Consider the following 18,135-nt stretch of genomic DNA (forward strand, 5'->3'; position numbering starts at 1 on the left):
TTCGGTTTTCCTCCCAAAAGGAGAGAAAAAAATGAAGAACACAGCCTCACTCATCAAAATGAAAGCCCAGAATGAAAAAATCGCGATGCTCACAGCCTATGATTATCCTTCCGCAAAGCTTGCAGAACAAGCTGGCGTGGATGTGATTCTGGTAGGCGACTCTCTTGGGATGGTCGTCCTGGGATACGATTCTACTGTAAAGGTGACTGTCGATGACATGATCCATCACGGCAAAGCAGCACGCCGCGGAGCGCCCGACACCTTTTTGGTGGTGGATATGCCATTTGCTTCCTTTCATGGCAGCGCAGAACGCACCCTTGATAATGCGGTCCGCATTTTTCAGGAAACGGGAGCGGAAGCAGTGAAGCTTGAAGGTGCAGACGAAGTTGTGGAAGTCGTGAAATTGCTGACGCGCACCGGAATTCCGGTTGTCGGTCATCTGGGTCTGCTTCCGCAGACCGCAGGGGTTCTCGGCGGCTATAAAGTTCAAGGGAAAACAGCGGATGCTGCACAGAAGCTGATCGAGGATGCAAAAGCATGTGAAGCGGCAGGAGCCTGCATGCTGGTTCTTGAATGCATCCCCTATCAATTGGCGCAGAAAGTAACGGCAGCGCTGACAATCCCCGTAATTGGCATCGGCGCCGGCAGTGAAGCGGATGGACAGGTCCTCGTTTATCATGACGTCCTGAAATACGGAACACACCACTTAGCGAAGTTTGTGCGTTCTTATGCGGAAACCGGAGACATCATGAAACAAGGCTTGATCCAGTATGTAGACGAAGTGAAAACAGGTGCTTTTCCGGCTGAAGAACATCGTTTCACCATGAAAGAAGAAGAACTTCAGCAGTTGTATGGAGGAAAAGAATAGAGAGACGGAAAAACCGGGCATCTTGGATGGAGTGACCCACTAAAATGAGACAAGGAAAAAACACCACCAACGTCGTATGGAGTTACCAACGACAAACTGGAGGTGTTTTTTCTGGGATTGATGATATTATTCATTATTTTCCGGATTAAGTTATAGAAAAGATTTATTAACTTCCAAGTTTACATATGGCGACTTATCAGTAGAATGGCCACCCTCATACTGAAGATTCTTTACTTTATCGTTAGTGTACTTTTATGTAAAATTAAAAATAAATAAAAAGCATTGGCCCAAACAAAATGGACCAATACTTGGCTTGCTGAATATTATAACTCTCTTCCATTTGTAGCAATAAGGTTTTTATACCAGTCGAACGATTTTTTCTTCTTACGCTCAAGAGTACCGCTTCCGTCATCGTGTTTATCTACATAGATGAAGCCGTAGCGCTTGGACATTTCACCAGTCGAAGCACTTACCAGGTCGATGCAGCCCCAAGGAGTGTAACCCATCAGTTCAACGCCGTCCTCGATCGCTTCACCCATCGCTTGAATATGCTCGCGAAGGTATTTGATGCGGTAGTCGTCATGGATGCTTCCGTCTTCTTCCACTTCATCGTACGCGCCAAGCCCATTTTCTACGATGAACAATGGCACGCGGTAGCGGTCGTATAATTGATTTAATGCAATCTGTAGACCGGTAGGATCAATTTCCCAACCCCAGTCACTTGCACTTAGGAATGGATTTTTCACACCGGCCATGATGTTTCCTGCTGATTGTTCCTCTGATGTTTTCTCTTTCTTTTCCGTACGAGACATGTAGTAGCTGAGAGAAATGAAGTCGACTGGGTGTTGTTTAATGATCTCTAAGTCATTTTCCTGCATTTCAATGTTGATGTCATTTTCTTTGAAATAGCGTTTTGTAAATGCAGGGTATTCGCCACGCACCTGAACATCTCCACAAATGTAGTTGAAGATTTGCTCTTCCTTCATCGCATACAACACATTTGCTGGATTGCTGTCATAGGCGTAAACCGGAGCATAAAGCAACATGCAGCCGATTTGAGCGTCAGGACTGATTTCGTGGCAAGCTTTCACTGCCAAGCTGCTCGCTACAAATTGGTGGTGCAGCCCTTGGAAGCTTTCCTGTAAACGAACATCTTCAGTAGCGGGAGAAAATCCAAGACCGAAAATCGGCATATGTGTTGCGCCGTTGATTTCATTGAACGTTAACCAGTATTTCACTTTATCTTTGTAACGGTTGAATAAGGTAATGGCATAGCGCTCGAAGAAAGTAATGACTTCACGGCTTCTCCAGCCGCCATACTCTTTAATCAAGTATAAAGGCATTTCATAGTGGGAAATCGTGACAAGCGGTTCCATCCCATGCTTCAAACACTCATCGAATACACGGTCATAAAATGCTAGGCCTTCTTCGTTCGGCTCAAGCTCGTCGCCGTTCGGAAAAATGCGTGACCAGGCAATTGACAGACGGAAGGTCTTAAAACCCATCTCTGCAAAAAGGGCAATATCATCAGCGTAACGATGATAAAAATCGATGGCATCATGGTTTGGGTAGGTATACGTGTCCTTATCGATTTCAAAATCGAATCCCGGTGCAGTGATTAGGTTGAAACGAACTTTTCCACCCGGCATAACGTCTGCAAGGTTCATCCCCTTGCCACCTTCAAGATGAGCACCTTCTAGTTGATTGGCAGCTGTTGCGCCGCCCCATAAAAAGTTTTCGGGAAATTGATATGTCTTCGTCATTTGTAAAACCTCCAATTATGTATAATGGGTGCGTTTTCACGCGGGTAATAAAAAAACCCAAATCACGTAAAGAGACATACTCGTCCCGTACTCTACGTGATTTAGGTTTTGCCTGCATAAGCAGTAACAATCCTATAATAGTTAATTGAATTAACTTTACCATTGCTTTTTTGATTAGGCAAACAATTTACAGAAAACTTTTCCGTTGCCTTTTTTAGTTTAAGAATAGAGAGAAGAAGCTCATTCGAAACTAATAAAACGCCAGTCACACCAAAACTCAAAGTAAGGTTTTGCATGGGTTCTTTGGATCTGAGGTAAGTACCTCGACTTCTTTGACTAGGGGGTGATTCCAGTAGTTTTAAAAATCAGCTGAAATTCCTTTAATTTTTATAAAATTAAAAAAATAAAAATGAAAGCGTTGACATCTAATTTCAGTGCTGATATATTTAACCCATCAACTGCATATCAATCCCTTTAGGGTTGTTACTGGTGAAGCAGGCAAAACCTAAATCATAGAACGGTACAGAGATCTATCTCTGACGTTGTATGATTTAGGTTTTTTTGTTTCCAAAATTAAATTGGTTGAATATCATGGGGGTGGAAAAGATGAAGTATGAGAAGTTGGCAAAAGAGATCATCGAGAATGTTGGGGGCCGGGGGAATATCAATAGTGTGGTGCACTGCATTACCCGGCTTCGCTTTAAGCTGAAAGATGAAAGTAAGGCGAATAAAGAAGTATTGAAGAACATGGATGGTGTGGTAACAGTCATGCAAAGTGGCGGCCAGTATCAGGTAGTTATCGGAAATCATGTGCAAGACGTATACAAAGCAGTTGTTGAAGTAGGCGGCTTTGGAGCTAACGATGCTCCTCCAGAAGAGTCGGGCGATACAAGTCTATTCAACCGACTTATTGATATTATTTCCAGTATTTTTTCACCAATTCTTGGCGTCCTTGCAGCAACCGGGATGATCAAAGGGTTAAATGCACTGTTTGTAGCACTTGGATGGCTTGATACGACATCCGGTACATATCAAATCCTAAACGCAGTCGGTGACTCACTTTTTTACTTCTTCCCTATTTTCCTTGGTTATACAGCAATGAAGAAATTCGGCGGCAGTCCTTTTATCGGGATGGCCATTGGTGCAGCTCTTGTTTATCCAACCCTATCCGGTCTATCGGCAGGCGAACCGCTTTATACACTGTTTAGTGGCACTCTTTTTGAATCACCTGTTCATATTACCTTTTTAGGTATTCCGGTAATCTTAATGAGTTATGCATCATCCGTTATTCCAATTATTATTGCTTCGGCAATTGGTGCTAAAGTAGAAAAAATGTTTAGTAACATCACACCTGACGTCGTAAAAACGTTCATTGTTCCATTTGCAACCTTACTTGTAGTAGTGCCGGTTACATTCATGCTGATCGGGCCGATTGCCACTTGGGCAGGACAACTGCTTGGACAATCAACCTTGTTCATCTTCAACTTAAGCCCGATCATTGCCGGTTTGTTCATCGGCGGGCTTTGGCAAGTCTTCGTCATGTTTGGTCTGCACTGGGGCCTTGTACCGATTGCGATCAACAACTTGTCGGTTTATGGAGCGGATCCTATTCTTGCGATGTCATTCGCGGCTTCATTTGCGCAAATTGGGGCTGTTCTTGCAGTTTGGATGAGAATCAAGAATCAAAAGATGAAATCGCTTAGCATTCCAGCATTCATCTCGGGTATTTTCGGTGTTACAGAACCGGCGATTTACGGAATTACGCTTCCGCTGAAAAAACCTTTCATCATAAGTTGTATTGGTGGAGCTGTTGGTGGAGCTATTCTTGCTTTTGGCAATTCAGCATTTTACATGATCGGTGGCCTTGGAATCTTTGGAATCCCGACATTCATTCCTCCTACAGGAGGATTAGGTTTTAGCTTTTGGGCAGTGATGATATCAATTGGGGTTGCCTTTGTTCTTAGTTTTATCCTTACGTACTTATTCGGCATGACTAAAGCAGATACAACAAATGATCCTGCAACAGAAAAAGTAGCTGTTCAAAAAGAAGAAGCATTGCTTGTAGGAGATCAAATCGTAGCAAGCCCTATGGAGGGGCTTATCAAACCACTTTCGGAAATCGGAGATGCCGCATTTTCATCGGGTGCTCTGGGTAAAGGTGTAGCAATCGAGCCGACAGAAGGAAAATTGTTTGCACCGATTTCCGGCATTGTAACCGCTTTGTTTCCAACAAAGCACGCAATCGGCATTACAGCAGACAGCGGTGCGGAAATATTGATCCACATCGGCATGAATACGGTCCAGCTTAACGGCAAGTATTTCACGGCTCTTGTAGAACAAGGTGCTCAGGTGGAAAAAGGCCAGCTGCTGATTGAATTTGATATTGAGGCAATTAAGAAAGCTGGATTTGAAGTGACGACGCCTGTAGTCATCACAGATACTGGAAAATATGCTCAGGTCAACACAACGACAGACAAACAAGTCAAGTGGGGCGAGCCGCTCATTTCACTGGACATCTAACTTCACAAAAATAAGTAGGAAGAAAAACGGAATTCCGTTTTTCTTCCATACATAAAAAAGGAGATAAATTCATGACATCAACTACATTTCCAAAAGGGTTTTTATGGGGCGGTGCAACAGCTGCCAATCAACTAGAAGGCGCATACAATGCAGGAGGAAAAGGGCTGTCGATTTTCGATATGGTTTCATTTGTGCCGAAAGAAGAACGCGGCAACGACATTGAAATGGACGTTAAAAGCGAATCGGAATTGAACGCGTTGCTAGCCGAAACCGAGAAAACCAATTTTCCGAAGCGCCGTGGAATTGATTTTTATAACCGTTACAAAGAAGATATCGCTCTTTTTGCAGAGATGGGCTTTAAAACGTTTCGTTTGTCGATATCCTGGCCGCGTATTTTTCCGAATGGCGATGAGCAAACACCGAATGAAGAAGGATTGGCTTTCTACGATCGCGTGTTTGATGAATTGCAGAAACATGGTATTGAACCATTAGTGACCCTATCGCATTACGAAATGCCGCTTCACCTGGTGCAAAAATACAACGGCTGGACTGACCGTCGCTTAGTAGACTTTTTTGTTCATTACGCTGAAACGGTATTCAACCGCTACAAAGATAAAGTGAAATATTGGCTGACATTCAATGAAATCAATATCTCTATGTTTTCACCATATATCGGCAGCGGAATTTTGGTTGACCGCCTTGAAAACAAGGAACAAGCGGTATATCAAGCGTTGCATCATCAGTTTGTAGCGAGTAGCTTAGCGGTAAAGGCTTGCCACGAAATTATTCCTGGTTCCCAGATCGGCTGTATGCTGGCTCGCATGGAATCCTATCCGGAAACATGCAGCCCGGATGATGTGTTGGCAGCACTGGATGAAGATCAGAAAAACTTATTTTTTACAGATGTTCAAGTACGCGGCTATTACCCAAGTTTCATGAACCGATACTTTAGAGAAAATAATATTCAGATTGAAATGCTTCCAGGCGATAAAGAAATCTTGCTTCAGCATACTGTCGACTTTCTGTCATTCAGCTATTATATGTCAATGGTGGCAAGCGGAAATCCGGATAAAGCAAAAGAGAAAGGAAACTTTTCTCTTGGGATTAAAAATCCTTATTTGGAAGCTTCGGACTGGGGTTGGCAGATTGACCCGAAAGGCTTGCGCATAACGTTAAACAAAATGTATGACCGCTATCAAGTACCATTATTCATTGTGGAAAATGGCTTAGGGGCATACGATGTTGTGGAAGAAGATGGCTCGATCAACGATGATTACCGCATCGACTACCTTCAGGCCCATATTGAACAAATGGGAGAAGCGATTAAAGATGGTGTTGAACTGATGGGCTATACAAGCTGGGGCTGCATTGATTTGATTTCTGCCAGTACCTCCGAAATGTCCAAGCGCTATGGATTTATTTACGTGGACCAAGACGATTATGGCAACGGTACGCTGGAAAGAAAAAAGAAAAAGTCATTTGATTGGTACAAAAATGTAATCGCTACTAACGGCGAAGAATTGCATCAGAAAAGCTTAGATGAAGTGAAGTAATGAAAAAGTGCCTTACTCAATAGAGTAGGGCACTTTAAACTGGTTGTGAAAAAGTTTCCAGGTAAGGGCAGAAATAAACGAATGCTTTATACTGAATGATAGTACTATGTTTGAATTTAGGATAAGAGGTGGAGAATAATGAAACTGATTGCGATTGATTTAGATGGCACGTTGCTGTCTCCCAAAATGGAAATTACGAAAGAAAATCTTGCAGCAATACGGGAAGCACAGAATCAGGGAAATATAGTGATGATCTGCTCGGGTCGTGCTCCGGAAGATATTCAACAAATCCTTGAAAAATACGATTTGTCGATTCCGTTGGCCGGAAGCAACGGATCCGTTGTGCAAGCCCAAGGCCGTGTTCTGCAAAGTGTATCTATGAACAGAGAAGATATCATCAAGACGGCAGAGAAGCTGGATGAGGATCAGTTTCCATATCGAATCTACACCAATTACGGTATTTATCTACCTGCAGACTGGTCAGAACGAGTAGAACTTGCGATGAAACAGGAACAGATCAAAGTCGAAGGCCTTTCAGATGAAATTTATCAAAAAATTACAGAACAGCCGCAAAAATCAAGTCTCATTAATTTCTTCGAGCATTATAGCGAGTTGTTTAACAGAAGAGATTTAACCATCCAAAAATTCTTTGTACTGACTTTAAACAGCAGCAGTAAAACAGCGTTATCCGGCTATTTGGAGGGCATCTCTACTATCGGCATCACTTCTTCGAGCCCTTTGAATATCGAAGTGATGGATCAGCATGGAAATAAAGGGAGCGCTCTGAAAAGAGTAGCTGAACACTACAACATTCCTTTACACGATACCGTGGCTATTGGAGATAACTTTAATGATATTCCGATGCTTGAAGTGGCTGGACTTTCAGTTGCGATGGGAAATGCAGAGCCTCAAGTGAAAGAGGTTTGTGATGTTGTTACACATTCAAACAATGAAAATGGCGTGGCCTATGCCATAAATAATTATGTATTAACTACTGTACAAGCCAAACTGTAAAACGATTAAAAGAAAAGATGCCTGATGGGGCATCTTTTCTTTTTTGTTATATAGAGGAAAGTCTTTCAGCGAAGCGCTGTTGCTCAAGGGTTTATTCATCTTTTGACAACACGTTCAATGTGAATCGTCAAGTAAAGCATTTCTTCGTTGGTCAATTCATGGCCATATTCTTTTTTAATGTATTCCTTAATTCTATTGGTGCATTTTGCTGCGTCTGGGTGCTTTTGCTTAACCAGAGTATACAAATCATCATCCGTACCTTCATAATGTGTGCCTTTAAAAATGCGTTGGGCGAAAAATTTCAAATGGGTGATAAAGCGCATATAATTTAAGGAATCTTCTTCGAACTCCACTTTAAAATGGTATTTGACGATTGTAATGATTTGGTGGATGAATTTTGTGATATTTAACGTATTTGACACATCTTCATTCATTTCTGCATTAATTAAATGGATTGCGATAAAACCTGCCTCATCTTCAGATAACGAGACATTGAACTTTTCATTTATATGTTCGACTGCTTTCATGCCAACCAAAAACTCTTCCTTATAAAGCTGTTTTACTTCCCATAACAAAGCATTCTTTATCTCAATGCCGTCCCGAAACCGCTCCATCGCAAAATTGATATGATCCGTTAAGGAAACATAGATATTTTCATTTAATTTCTTGCCCAGTTTATTTTTTGCATATGTAATGATTTCTTCAACTGCAACCATGTGATCCACAGGCACTTCCCGAAGAAGCATCTTGAAATTATCGGAAGTTTCTTTATTTTTCAACGCAAACACTTTTTGGATTTTTTGCTGATCGACCTCTTGGCCGGGTTTTTTCTGATAAGCCAGGCCAGTACCCATTATAACCAGTTCCGAACCGTCTGACTGCAGCACACTAATTACATTATTATTAATAACCTTAGCAATTTTCATGGCTTCTCCTCAGTTCTTTTGCTATCCAATATAAATAACCTAAGCCATACTAAAAGCAGATAAAATCACAAAGATTTCACCCTTTTAGCGACTTAGGTTTTGCCTGCTCAACCAGTAACAATCCTAATTTTCAATCTATTCATTCGGTTAATTTAGTATATCTTTGTCTTCTTGCATTGTCAACGCTTTCAAAAGGTGCGTTTCTGTAAAAAAGGTGAAAATTTTAAAAGCTTAGCATCTATAATTCTTAATAGTTAAAATACCTGGAGTGGACAACAGTTCCTTCTACGAATAAATTTTAGTCAGCAGTAAAAAGAGGTGATGTTGCACCCTAGTAGTTAGCATTTCACCTATTTATCGGAAGGAAATAAGCTCTTCTCTTCATTTATGGTTCTACTTCAAAATAAAAATTTTTTCGAAATAACACAATCACTGCTTTTAATTGGTACAATAAGAACAAATGTTCTTTTTTGAAAGGAGTGGAGAATATGGAGGAGAAAAGCAGTACCGGCAAAAGATATGTAAGAAGGCAAACGCGATGGGAGGGACTGTTCGTATCGGAGCATGCTTGGGATTCCACAGCTGACTTTATTAATGATCCGCAGCCAATGCTCAGTGCTGATGAGCAAGGGGCCATCCTTGATATGCTGATAGTAGCTTGTGAGCGTAAGTGCACTGTGTTTATCCAATCATGGCAAGAACGCCATTTCCACTACTGCCGTTGCACGATCCGAAAACTGGATCAGGAGAAATGGGCCATCACCTATGAAGATTCGTTCGGTGAACGGCAACTTGCAATCGGTATGATCACTTCAATCCATATGCTTGACTGAGCAAAGTTTTACAGAAAAGTTGACTGGGTTCAGCATATAAAAAAACCGGCATCTCTTAAGAGAAAACCGGTTTTTCCTATATTAGCGTACGTAAGGAGCAGGGTTGACGGCATTCGAGCGTGCGCCGTTCCAAGGTCCTACATGAATTTCAAAGTGAAGATGCGTGCCTGTTGAACGGCCGGTGTTGCCCATGCCGCCTACTTGCTGGCCTTGTCCGACTGACTGTCCAACCGATACATTGATCGAGTTCATATGGGCATATACAGTAGCGTGAGTCTGACCGTTGATGGAATGCGTAAGAACAACCACATTTCCATATCCGCCCATGTTGCCGGCGTACGAAACAATTCCGCTCGCTGCAGCAACAATCGGTGTACCCGGTGAATTGGCAATATCCATTCCAAGATGTGATTCTGCTCCGGCTCCGATATCACGGCCGCCGAATCCAGAAGTGAAACGTCCAGTTGATGGCAAGATGAATGTTGAGCTGCCGGCATTGGAAGAAACAGAAGCTTGTGTAACGGTTGCTGCAGGTGCCGCTGAAGCTGCAGATGCGGCTGCTTGGCGCTGAGCTTCCGCTTTACGTGCAGCTGCTTCTTTAGCTAGGCGTTCTTGTTCTGCTTTTCTGGCGATTTCTGCCAGGCGTGCTTGTTCTGCGCCAATTTTCTTGGCGAGATCTGAGCTGATATTCATCGCTTTATTATGTTCCGCTTCAAGAGCTGATTTCTCTTTAGCCAATCGTCCCTGTTCGGCTTTTAGATCTTTTTCAAGTTGTGCCTGTTTATTCTTTTGAGCATCTAGTGAATTCTTCAAGTCGACCAATTCCGCTTTTTTAGCTTCCTGTTCAGCCAACTTCGTTTCCACTTCTGCTTTTTGTTCAGCCAGCAATTTTTTATCTGCAGCTTGTTCACGCATAATTTCACGGTCTGCTTCGATCAAGATGTTAACTGCTGAGAAACGGTCAATGAAATCAACAAAGCTGTTTGCTCCAAGAAGTACATCTATGTAATCTACTGAGCCGCCACTTAATTGGATGGCACGAGCTCGTTCTTTCAGAAGCTCTTCACGCTCCGCAATTTTTCTTTCCAATTCTTCAATGGACTTTCTCAACTCGTCAATTTCGACTTTCGTTTGGTCGATCTCGGCTTGAGCCACGTCAATTTTGGTTTGTGTTTCGATGATTTGGTTATCCAATTCGCGGATTTTTGCGATGATTTTTTCGAGTGTGGTTTGATTTTGGGAGATTTCACTTGTTTTTTGTTGAATCCCTGAGTTCAATTCACTTTGTTTCTGTTGAACCTCTTGTTGCTTCTTTTCTAAATCACTTAGTTTATCTGCATTTGCAGTCGGCATGAACATCGTTAAAGCCAGTACTGCTGATAATGCAATCATCATAATTTTTGATAATGAATTCAAACTCTCGCGCCCCTTTCATTTTCCGTGGCTATCTATAAGTTATACTGATAAATTTTTTACATAATCGATAATTTCCTTGGCATTTGAGTGGCCATAGGAAAAATCCAGCAGACCCATTGTACCACCGCATAAACCTGTTTATTATTACAGTTTCTTATCAATTAGAAGGCGAACATGACAAAATGTCAGAATATAAGGTTGAATCTGCTGGTTTATAGCATTAATATGATGTTTTAGTGAAATATCGTTATATTGAAAACAAGGACTTGATATTTATCTGACTATTTACATGATTTATTGCTTCTAGGATAAAAGACGAAGATAGGATAGGACGAGAGAAGATGTAAAAGGGCAAAAAAAAGCCTTCCCCGGAATTTAGTTTGGGAAGGACTTTCGATTATTCTTCTGCTAATACGTCAGCTTGTTCTCTGCGAACGACCAGTACATCACATTTGGCAGAACGGACAATCCGTTCAGAAACGCTGCCCATGATAAACCGTTCAGCGGCATTCAATCCAGTAGCGCCGCAAACGATGACATCGATGTTTAATTTAGGTGCCAGTTCTTTAGGAATGGCGACTTTAGGGACTCCGTATTCAATAATGACATTTACATCCTTTACGCCGGCAGCCAATGCTTCTTCTTTATATTTGGCCAGCAGCTCCTGGGATGTTTTTTTCGTGCGGTCTGCAATTGTCCGATCGTAAGCCTCGATGGAACCGAATGAACGGTTATCGATAATGTGGGCCAGATGCAAGGTGGCATTGTTCCGGGCTGCAGCTGCAGCACCTTTCTTAAATGCCAATTCTGCTTCTTTGGAACCGTCTACTGCTACTAAAATATTGGAATATTTTAAAGTCATTCAGCATTCCTCCTCGTCTCTATACTAGGAACTTCGCTGTCGCCATCGGGAGTTCCTTCTTATCTGTCACATTCTTTTGAAAAAGGGTGTCGAAGTCATGAACTTTTGCACGGATAAAAGGAAATTCATGTTAAAATAAATGAAATCGAAGAGTCCGGAAGACATGTTGAAAGGTGGCTATAAAGTGAAGACCGGTGCAGTAAACACGAATGGACTGACAGGGATGGAAGAATTGCTGTCAATACGCCATCAAACCAAAGAATTGAAAAAGGATAGTTACTTGTTCCATGAGGGAGATGCCATCAGCGGGGTATTCATCATTCGCTCCGGGAAAATACGGATTGAAAAAGTGACACCGAACGGTCGGGAGCTTACGCTGAAAATCTGCGGTCCGGGACAGCTTGTTGGAGAAGTGACAATTTTTTCTGAAGCACCTAAATACATGCTGGATGCCCGTGCGATTGAAGACACGGTATGCCTTCATATTTCAATAAATGATCTGGAAGAAGCCTTGCTGTCGAATGCGCGGCTGTCCATCGCCTTTATGAAATGGATGGGAATCGATCAGCAGAAAACTCAGACGAAATTCCGGGATTTGCTGCTGCACGGTAAAAAAGGAGCGCTGTATTCGACCTTAATCAGACTTTCCAACAGTTATGGGGTTGTAACAGAAAAAGGGACGCTGATCGACCTGGTCCTGACTAACCAGGACCTGGCGAATTTCTGTGGAATGACCAGGGAAGTGGTCAACCGCATGCTGAATGATTTGAAAAAGAATGGCATAGTGAGTTTACTTGAAGGGAAAATCCTTATTCACGATATGAGCCATTTAAAGACAGAAACAAATTGTGAAAACTGTCCCATTTATTTATGTAAAATTGATTAATAGGAGAGCTTGCCCATGTGGCGAGCTCTTTTTTTGTCTAAAATTTGTCAATCTATTAAAAATGAGGTTCAAGTGTGAGAAATGTCACAGTGCCATGAAGGACGATAGCATAGGCTGAAAGTAAGAACAAAAAGCATTAGAGGTGAGAAGAAATGAGTCAGGAAAACCGGGAGCCGGAGGCCAATCTAAAAGGAACTTTAGTAAGTGTTTTCATAGTGGGATTGATCATCATCGTGATGTGGGTCGCCGTTTATTTATTGTACGTAGCCCGTTAAGGCAGGACGAAAGGAGTAGGTTTAAATGCATCTTCATAAATATGAAAAAATTTGGCTGGTGTTCGGTATTGCATCGCTGATTGTATTTTTAAGCGTGGTCGGAGTGAGCGCCTTTTCTCAAGATCACACCCCAGCTGGAGGGATGGAAACAATAGATCCCCAAAAAGTGAATGAAACAGCGCCATTTGATAACCCGGGTGTAACCCAATTGGATGAAGACACGTATCAGGCTACGATCGTAGCAATGGCCTTCGGATACCAGGCACCGGACTTAAGAGTGCCGGTCGGCAAGGAAATTATTTTTAAAGTGACCAGCACCGACGTGGTCCACAGTCTTACAATCGATGATACAAAAGTCAATATGATGGTCGTTCCAGGCCGTATTACAACAAAATCCTACACGTTTGAAAAACCGGGCACATATTTAATTCTTTGCAATGAATACTGTGGAACGGGTCACCATATGATGTATACAGAGATAGAGGTGTACGAAGAATGATTGCTGTGCAAGATCGAAAAATCGCTTTATGGAATATCGGCGTAGCTTATGCTGCATTTCTAATAGGTACATTATGCGGACTGCTTCAGGTTTTTATCCGCAATGACGCTCTTCAATTACCGGCTTGGCTGGACTATTATCAAATTTTAACGGCGCACGGGGTCTTACTCGCACTTGTATTTACGACATTTTTCATTTTTGGATTCTTTATTACCGGTATGAGCAAAAGCCTCGGAAGCTTCGGGCCGAAAGTCCGCTTGTTTTCCTGGATCGGTTTTTGGGTGACGTTGCTTGGAACGGTCATGGCAACAGCAATGATCGTGGCCGGTGAAGCTTCCGTCATGTACACCTTTTATGCACCACTTCAGGCAAGCGGCTTTTACTATGTAGGGCTTGCTCTTGTCATCGTCGGAACCTGGATCAGCAGTTTCGCGCTGGTCGGACATTACAGAGTATGGCGGAAAAACAATAAAGGGCAGTTGAGCCCGTTATTCGCTTTCATGACCATCACCACCATCATCATGTGGATCATCGCTTGTCTTGGTGTCGTGGCGACAGTATTGTTCCAATACATTCCTTGGGCGTTCGGCTGGACCGATACCATTGATGTGGAACTCAGCCGTACCTTGTTCTGGTTCTTTGGGCATCCGCTCGTGTATTTCTGGCTATTGCCTGCATACATGGCCTGGTATGTTATCGTACCGAAGATCCTGGGCGTAAAAGTATTCAGTGATTCCTTGGCACGTTTGTCTTTCGTACTCTTTATCCTGTTCTCCATTCCTGTCGGATTCCACCATCAGCTGACAGAACCGGGAATTTCGAACTTCTGGAAATTCCTTCAGGTGGTGTTGACATTCATGGTCATCGTGCCTTCATTGATGACCGCGTTCTCGATGTTCGCGACATTTGAAATCGCGGGACGGAAAAATGGCGGAAAAGGCATTTTCGGATGGTTTACGAAATTGCCGTGGAGAGATATCCGCTTTACATCGATTTTCATCGCCATGGCGTTCTTTATCCCCGGTGGAGCTGGCGGAATCATCAATGCAAGCTTCCAGTTGAACGAAGTTGTCCATAATACGCTATGGATTGTCGGACATTTCCACATTACGGTTGGAACTCCAGTGGCCATGACATTCATGGGATTGACGTTCTGGCTGATTCCTTATCTGACAGGCAGAAAATTCACCAAGTCCATGAAAGTTCTTGGACTGGTCCAAATCATCACCTGGTCAATCGGTATGCTTTTGATGTCAACAGCGCAGCATCTTCTGGGCCTACTCGGAGCGCCAAGAAGAACCGCGTATTCCGGCTATAACGATCACCCAGCTGCCATGGAATGGTTTGATGGCATCTTGACGAACCACGTCACGATGGCAATTGGAGGAAGTATATTATTCGTATCGGCGATGATCCTCATCTATATCGTTATTATGACGATGTTCCTGTCGCCTAAAGCGGTGGAGCCGAAGGATGTGGTTGACTTCCCGATGGCGGAAAGCGACATGACCCGTACGCCGAAATGGCTGGAGAATTGGTGGATTTGGATTGGTCTCGCTGTTGCACTCATTGTCATCGCTTATGCAATTCCGTTAAGCCATATGATTCAACATGCACCGCCAGGCTCAGAAGGATTCAAAACTTGGTAGGAGTTGAGGAACAATGTTCACGATGGTACTTTCATTAATGGTTGTTTTTATCGCATTCACGGCAATGCTGGTTGAAATCTCTTCTACAGAAGAGTAAATGGGAAGCAGCAGCACCAGTTTTTTAAGGAAACGTAGATAAAATCATAGAAAAGAGTCCTTTGCCGGGTCGGCAAAGGGCTTTTTTTCGGCTTCTGGCAGGTGTGTTGTGGATTTATAGGCGCTCAAAAAGATTTGTGGTCGTTCAGGAGGATTTGTGGGCGCTCAAAAAGATTTGTGGTCGTTCAGGAGGATTTGTGGGCGCTCAAAAAGATTTGTGGTCGTTCAGGAGGATTTGTGGGCGTTCAAAAAGATTTGTGGTCGTTCAGGAGGATTTGTGGGCGTTCAAAAAGATTTGTGGTCGTTCAGGAGGATTTGTGGGCGCTCAAAAAGATTTATGGTCGCTCAGGAGAATTTGCAGCCGTTCAGCCAAAATCCTCCACGAGCTTGGACGCAAGCCAGAGCAGCAGGATGGATTCCCGGCTGCCGATGTTTGGATGAGCTTATTTGGAAAGGGATAGAAATTGTATTGTTTCGGAATGTTCTATATATTGGAAGGAAATGGACAGGAAGTTGAGGCCTTTTATATGACGATTATGGAATGGATTTTTACGGCAATAAGTTTGCTGTGGATCGGCGAATTCGTGATTTTCCGCAATCGCGGCGTCGGCCAGGGTGATTCTTTGGAAAAACGGACTTTTTTCACTATTTTCACGGTCTTGATTGCCACGATCATTGTGGCGATGCTGCTGCAGGAGCTGCAGCCATTCGCGGCCTTGGCGTTGGCTGGCCAGCTGGTGGGGATCATTTTACTGGCATCAGGAGTGTTTCTGCGCTTCTGGGGAATCATACATTTGAAGTCGCAATTCACACGTTACGTCACAGTTCGCGAAGGGGATGAAATCGTCAGCACCGGCCCGTACCGGAAGCTGCGCCATCCGCTTTATACGGGACTGCTGCTGATTACACTGGGCATGGCGCTTTTTTTCAGCAGCCTGATTGCGGCAATTATCGGAGGCGCGGCCATGGTCTGGGCCTTACTTCAGCGGATCAATTACGAAGAGCGCCTGCTGGTCGAGAAGTTCGGGCCGGATTATGAGCAATGGATGAAAAAGCGTGCGCGCTTGATTCCATTCATTTATTAAACAGAAGGAAACGGATCAATTTTACGAAAAGACGTTATTCACCGTTCTGGTGAATAACGTCTTTTTTAGATATGAGCATCTTTATTTACATCGTGTACGATGTAATATAATATAGATCGTGTAAGATACAAATGGATGGAGGAACATAACTAATGAAAACACTATTTGAAACGACTATGATCAATACAGGCGGAAGAGACGGCGCAGTTTATTCGCCGGACAATATTTTCTATTTGGACGTAGCAAAACCACAGGCTCTTGGCGGTTCAGCCACAACGGCAACAAATCCGGAGCAGCTTTTTGCGGCAGGCTACAGCGCCTGCTTCAATAGCGCATTGGAATGGGTGCTGGAAGCTGGTAAAGTGGAAATAGAGAAAAGCGAAGTAACGGCGACTGTTGCATTGATCGGAGATAAAGACAATGGCGGCGTTAAGCTGGCAGTGAAACTGGTTGTCGATATCACAGGCATCGATGAAGAGAAAAAACACGAGTACGTAGAAAAAGCGCATCAGTATTGCCCATATTCCAAAGCGATCAAAGGATCGGTGGATGTGGAGATCAGCGTTCTCTAATAATGAGTATAGGTGAGATGTAAATGGAAAAACCGACGAAACTCGAACAGCAATTATGTTTTGAAGTCTATAAAGCTTCCAGCAATTTTTCGAAAATGTATGCGAAAGCGCTGGAGCCGTTCGGTCTGACGTTCCCGCAGTATTTGGTGCTTCTTGTCCTATGGGAGGAAGACGGACTGCTGATGAAAAACATCGGTGAACGGCTCGGCCTCGGCACGGGAACCTTGAATCCCATCATCAATCGCATGATCGAACAGGGGAGGCTGATCAAACAGCAATCCGAAACCGACAAACGCGCGTTTACGATTTCCTTGACGGAAAAAGCCCAAAGCGAACAAAAAGCGGTTGAACAGGCTGTCTTCGACAAACTTGCGAGCTGCAACTTCATGGGCGTCAACGCGATTACCTTGATGAAAAACCTGAAAGAGCTGAATGCGACTTTTAAAACCATGGATCTGTAAACTATGCTTTGAATCGCCACAAAAGGAGTGATGCCGGATGAATATTTACGATATTGCCGTACCAAAGCCGAACGGGGAAGAATACCAATTAAGCGAATACAAAGGCAAGGCCATGTTGATTGTCAACACAGCGACAAAATGCGGATTGAGAGATCAATTTGACAGCCTGGAAAAAATGTATGAAGACTATAAGGAGCAAGGACTGGTCGTGTTAGGTTTTCCATCCGATCAATTCGGACAGGAAAAAGGCAGCGGAGAAGAAGCTCAGGAAGCTTGCCGCATGACTTATGGGGTTACTTTTCCGATGCATGACCTCGTAAAGGTCAATGGCAAAGGCGCACATCCGCTTTTCAGCTACCTGACTGCTAACACAAAAGGATTCCTGTCGAGCGGGATCAAATGGAACTTTACTAAATTCCTGATTGACCAGGAAGGCAACATCGTTTCGCGTTTCTCGCCAAAAGACAAACCTGAATCCTTTGAAAAAGATATTCAAAAAGTGCTTGGCCAGCAATAGCAAAACCTTTCTATTCCACTCTGCGCCCTGATGTGATAAGCTGTACATCATCGTAAGTAATGGAGTGATTAGAATGAGCAAAGCAAAAGCAAAAACGAAAAGCGGTACGGGCCAGGGAACTGGCAAAAAAGGCTGGACCCGCTGGAAAGCCGGCGCCAACAAGGCCAAGAGTTTTAAGCCGTACACCAGTAAAACCAATAAAAAAGCCGACGAACCCAAAACAGATAAAGAACGAGCTTCTGAAGCTGAATGGGTCGATGCATAAAGAGAGAAGTAATGGGTTGTCCAAATTGGGCAACTTTTTTTATTTGCCCGGTAGTCCAGTTGCATCAAAAAAACC

The 18,135-nt window shown here is 43.3% G+C and carries 19 protein-coding genes; 15 read left to right on the top strand and 4 right to left on the bottom strand.

Annotated features, from left to right (window positions below; all coding sequences use genetic code 11):
* Positions 1 to 31 precede the first annotated feature (31 nt).
* Positions 32 to 868: a 3-methyl-2-oxobutanoate hydroxymethyltransferase gene (gene panB / locus K8U60_RS06915; RefSeq protein ID WP_223636279.1), complete on the top strand. Its 837-nt coding sequence runs from the start codon at positions 32 to 34 to the stop codon at positions 866 to 868.
* 323 nt (positions 869 to 1,191) lie between these two features.
* Here panB and K8U60_RS06920 read toward each other — a convergent pair whose 3' ends face one another.
* Positions 1,192 to 2,631 (bottom strand): glycoside hydrolase family 1 protein, encoded by a 1,440-nt coding sequence (locus K8U60_RS06920; RefSeq protein WP_223636281.1) that lies wholly within the window; start codon positions 2,629 to 2,631, stop codon positions 1,192 to 1,194.
* A gap of 606 nt (positions 2,632 to 3,237) precedes the next feature.
* Between K8U60_RS06920 and K8U60_RS06925 the strand changes: the two genes are divergently transcribed.
* The 3 genes from K8U60_RS06925 to K8U60_RS06935 all read left to right on the top strand — a co-directional run bounded on the left by K8U60_RS06925 (position 3,238) and on the right by K8U60_RS06935 (position 7,718).
* Positions 3,238 to 5,151 (top strand): beta-glucoside-specific PTS transporter subunit IIABC, encoded by a 1,914-nt coding sequence (locus K8U60_RS06925; RefSeq protein WP_223636283.1) that lies wholly within the window; start codon positions 3,238 to 3,240, stop codon positions 5,149 to 5,151.
* A 71-nt stretch (positions 5,152 to 5,222) separates the two neighbouring features.
* Positions 5,223 to 6,704, top strand: coding sequence for a glycoside hydrolase family 1 protein (locus tag K8U60_RS06930; RefSeq protein WP_223636285.1), 1,482 nt, complete (start codon positions 5,223 to 5,225; stop codon positions 6,702 to 6,704).
* 138 nt (positions 6,705 to 6,842) lie between these two features.
* Complete coding sequence (locus tag K8U60_RS06935) at positions 6,843 to 7,718, top strand: Cof-type HAD-IIB family hydrolase (RefSeq protein WP_223636288.1); 876 nt, start codon at positions 6,843 to 6,845, stop codon at positions 7,716 to 7,718.
* 95 nt (positions 7,719 to 7,813) lie between these two features.
* Here K8U60_RS06935 and licT read toward each other — a convergent pair whose 3' ends face one another.
* Positions 7,814 to 8,644 carry a BglG family transcription antiterminator LicT gene (gene licT / locus K8U60_RS06940; RefSeq protein WP_223636291.1) on the bottom strand — a complete coding sequence of 277 codons (831 nt, stop codon included), beginning with the start codon at positions 8,642 to 8,644 and terminating at the stop codon, positions 7,814 to 7,816.
* 488 nt (positions 8,645 to 9,132) lie between these two features.
* Here licT and K8U60_RS06945 point away from each other — a divergent pair, with 488 nt between their 5' ends.
* Entirely contained in the window at positions 9,133 to 9,477 is a 345-nt protein-coding gene (locus tag K8U60_RS06945) for a YolD-like family protein (RefSeq protein WP_223636294.1), read from the top strand.
* A gap of 81 nt (positions 9,478 to 9,558) precedes the next feature.
* Here the strand turns inward: K8U60_RS06945 and K8U60_RS06950 are convergent, their stop codons facing one another.
* The gene (locus K8U60_RS06950) at positions 9,559 to 10,893 is read right to left on the bottom strand and encodes a murein hydrolase activator EnvC family protein (RefSeq protein WP_223636297.1); all 1,335 of its coding nucleotides are present in this window, start codon (positions 10,891 to 10,893) and stop codon (positions 9,559 to 9,561) included.
* Between the two features lie 397 nt (positions 10,894 to 11,290).
* Positions 11,291 to 11,755: a universal stress protein gene (locus K8U60_RS06955; RefSeq protein WP_223636299.1), complete on the bottom strand. Its 465-nt coding sequence runs from the start codon at positions 11,753 to 11,755 to the stop codon at positions 11,291 to 11,293.
* A gap of 163 nt (positions 11,756 to 11,918) precedes the next feature.
* Here K8U60_RS06955 and K8U60_RS06960 point away from each other — a divergent pair, with 163 nt between their 5' ends.
* From K8U60_RS06960 to K8U60_RS07005, 10 genes are all read left to right on the top strand, one after another.
* The gene (locus K8U60_RS06960) at positions 11,919 to 12,641 is read left to right on the top strand and encodes a Crp/Fnr family transcriptional regulator (protein ID WP_223636301.1); all 723 of its coding nucleotides are present in this window, start codon (positions 11,919 to 11,921) and stop codon (positions 12,639 to 12,641) included.
* A 152-nt stretch (positions 12,642 to 12,793) separates the two neighbouring features.
* Positions 12,794 to 12,916: a cytochrome C oxidase subunit II gene (locus K8U60_RS06965; protein WP_223636303.1), complete on the top strand. Its 123-nt coding sequence runs from the start codon at positions 12,794 to 12,796 to the stop codon at positions 12,914 to 12,916.
* A gap of 25 nt (positions 12,917 to 12,941) precedes the next feature.
* On the top strand, positions 12,942 to 13,415 hold the full coding sequence (locus K8U60_RS06970) for a cytochrome c oxidase subunit II (RefSeq protein WP_223636305.1): 474 nt from the start codon (positions 12,942 to 12,944) through the stop codon (positions 13,413 to 13,415).
* The gene (locus tag K8U60_RS06975; protein ID WP_223636307.1) at positions 13,412 to 15,064 is read left to right on the top strand and encodes a b(o/a)3-type cytochrome-c oxidase subunit 1; all 1,653 of its coding nucleotides are present in this window, start codon (positions 13,412 to 13,414) and stop codon (positions 15,062 to 15,064) included. Before K8U60_RS06970 ends, K8U60_RS06975 begins: the two co-directional genes overlap by 4 nt.
* 251 nt (positions 15,065 to 15,315) lie before the next feature.
* Positions 15,316 to 15,621 (top strand): hypothetical protein, encoded by a 306-nt coding sequence (locus tag K8U60_RS06980; RefSeq protein ID WP_223636309.1) that lies wholly within the window; start codon positions 15,316 to 15,318, stop codon positions 15,619 to 15,621.
* Between the two features lie 66 nt (positions 15,622 to 15,687).
* Positions 15,688 to 16,245 (top strand): methyltransferase family protein, encoded by a 558-nt coding sequence (locus K8U60_RS06985; RefSeq protein ID WP_223636311.1) that lies wholly within the window; start codon positions 15,688 to 15,690, stop codon positions 16,243 to 16,245.
* A 152-nt stretch (positions 16,246 to 16,397) separates the two neighbouring features.
* Complete coding sequence (locus tag K8U60_RS06990; RefSeq protein WP_223636313.1) at positions 16,398 to 16,817, top strand: organic hydroperoxide resistance protein; 420 nt, start codon at positions 16,398 to 16,400, stop codon at positions 16,815 to 16,817.
* Positions 16,818 to 16,840: 23 nt separating this feature from the next.
* Entirely contained in the window at positions 16,841 to 17,278 is a 438-nt protein-coding gene (locus K8U60_RS06995; RefSeq protein ID WP_223636316.1) for a MarR family winged helix-turn-helix transcriptional regulator, read from the top strand.
* Between the two features lie 37 nt (positions 17,279 to 17,315).
* Positions 17,316 to 17,795 (top strand): glutathione peroxidase, encoded by a 480-nt coding sequence (locus tag K8U60_RS07000; protein WP_223636318.1) that lies wholly within the window; start codon positions 17,316 to 17,318, stop codon positions 17,793 to 17,795.
* A 73-nt stretch (positions 17,796 to 17,868) separates the two neighbouring features.
* A complete protein-coding gene (locus tag K8U60_RS07005) occupies positions 17,869 to 18,060 on the top strand; it encodes a DUF3934 family protein (RefSeq protein WP_223636320.1) in 192 nt (63 codons plus the stop codon).
* The last annotated feature ends 75 nt before the right edge of the window (positions 18,061 to 18,135 follow it).

Source organism: Planococcus circulans, assembly GCF_020023385.1.
Taxonomy (GTDB): Bacteria; Bacillota; Bacilli; order Bacillales_A; family Planococcaceae; genus Planococcus.

Coding starts and splice junctions, on each gene's coding strand:
- panB (WP_223636279.1), top strand. CDS start 32: ATGAAGAACACAGCCTCACTCATCAAAATGAAAGCCCAGAATGAAAAA.
- K8U60_RS06920 (WP_223636281.1), bottom strand. CDS start 2,631: ATGACGAAGACATATCAATTTCCCGAAAACTTTTTATGGGGCGGCGCA.
- K8U60_RS06925 (WP_223636283.1), top strand. CDS start 3,238: ATGAAGTATGAGAAGTTGGCAAAAGAGATCATCGAGAATGTTGGGGGC.
- K8U60_RS06930 (WP_223636285.1), top strand. CDS start 5,223: ATGACATCAACTACATTTCCAAAAGGGTTTTTATGGGGCGGTGCAACA.
- K8U60_RS06935 (WP_223636288.1), top strand. CDS start 6,843: ATGAAACTGATTGCGATTGATTTAGATGGCACGTTGCTGTCTCCCAAA.
- licT (WP_223636291.1), bottom strand. CDS start 8,644: ATGAAAATTGCTAAGGTTATTAATAATAATGTAATTAGTGTGCTGCAG.
- K8U60_RS06945 (WP_223636294.1), top strand. CDS start 9,133: ATGGAGGAGAAAAGCAGTACCGGCAAAAGATATGTAAGAAGGCAAACG.
- K8U60_RS06955 (WP_223636299.1), bottom strand. CDS start 11,755: ATGACTTTAAAATATTCCAATATTTTAGTAGCAGTAGACGGTTCCAAA.
- K8U60_RS06960 (WP_223636301.1), top strand. CDS start 11,919: ATGTTGAAAGGTGGCTATAAAGTGAAGACCGGTGCAGTAAACACGAAT.
- K8U60_RS06965 (WP_223636303.1), top strand. CDS start 12,794: ATGAGTCAGGAAAACCGGGAGCCGGAGGCCAATCTAAAAGGAACTTTA.
- K8U60_RS06970 (WP_223636305.1), top strand. CDS start 12,942: ATGCATCTTCATAAATATGAAAAAATTTGGCTGGTGTTCGGTATTGCA.
- K8U60_RS06975 (WP_223636307.1), top strand. CDS start 13,412: ATGATTGCTGTGCAAGATCGAAAAATCGCTTTATGGAATATCGGCGTA.
- K8U60_RS06985 (WP_223636311.1), top strand. CDS start 15,688: ATGACGATTATGGAATGGATTTTTACGGCAATAAGTTTGCTGTGGATC.
- K8U60_RS06990 (WP_223636313.1), top strand. CDS start 16,398: ATGAAAACACTATTTGAAACGACTATGATCAATACAGGCGGAAGAGAC.
- K8U60_RS06995 (WP_223636316.1), top strand. CDS start 16,841: ATGGAAAAACCGACGAAACTCGAACAGCAATTATGTTTTGAAGTCTAT.
- K8U60_RS07000 (WP_223636318.1), top strand. CDS start 17,316: ATGAATATTTACGATATTGCCGTACCAAAGCCGAACGGGGAAGAATAC.
- K8U60_RS07005 (WP_223636320.1), top strand. CDS start 17,869: ATGAGCAAAGCAAAAGCAAAAACGAAAAGCGGTACGGGCCAGGGAACT.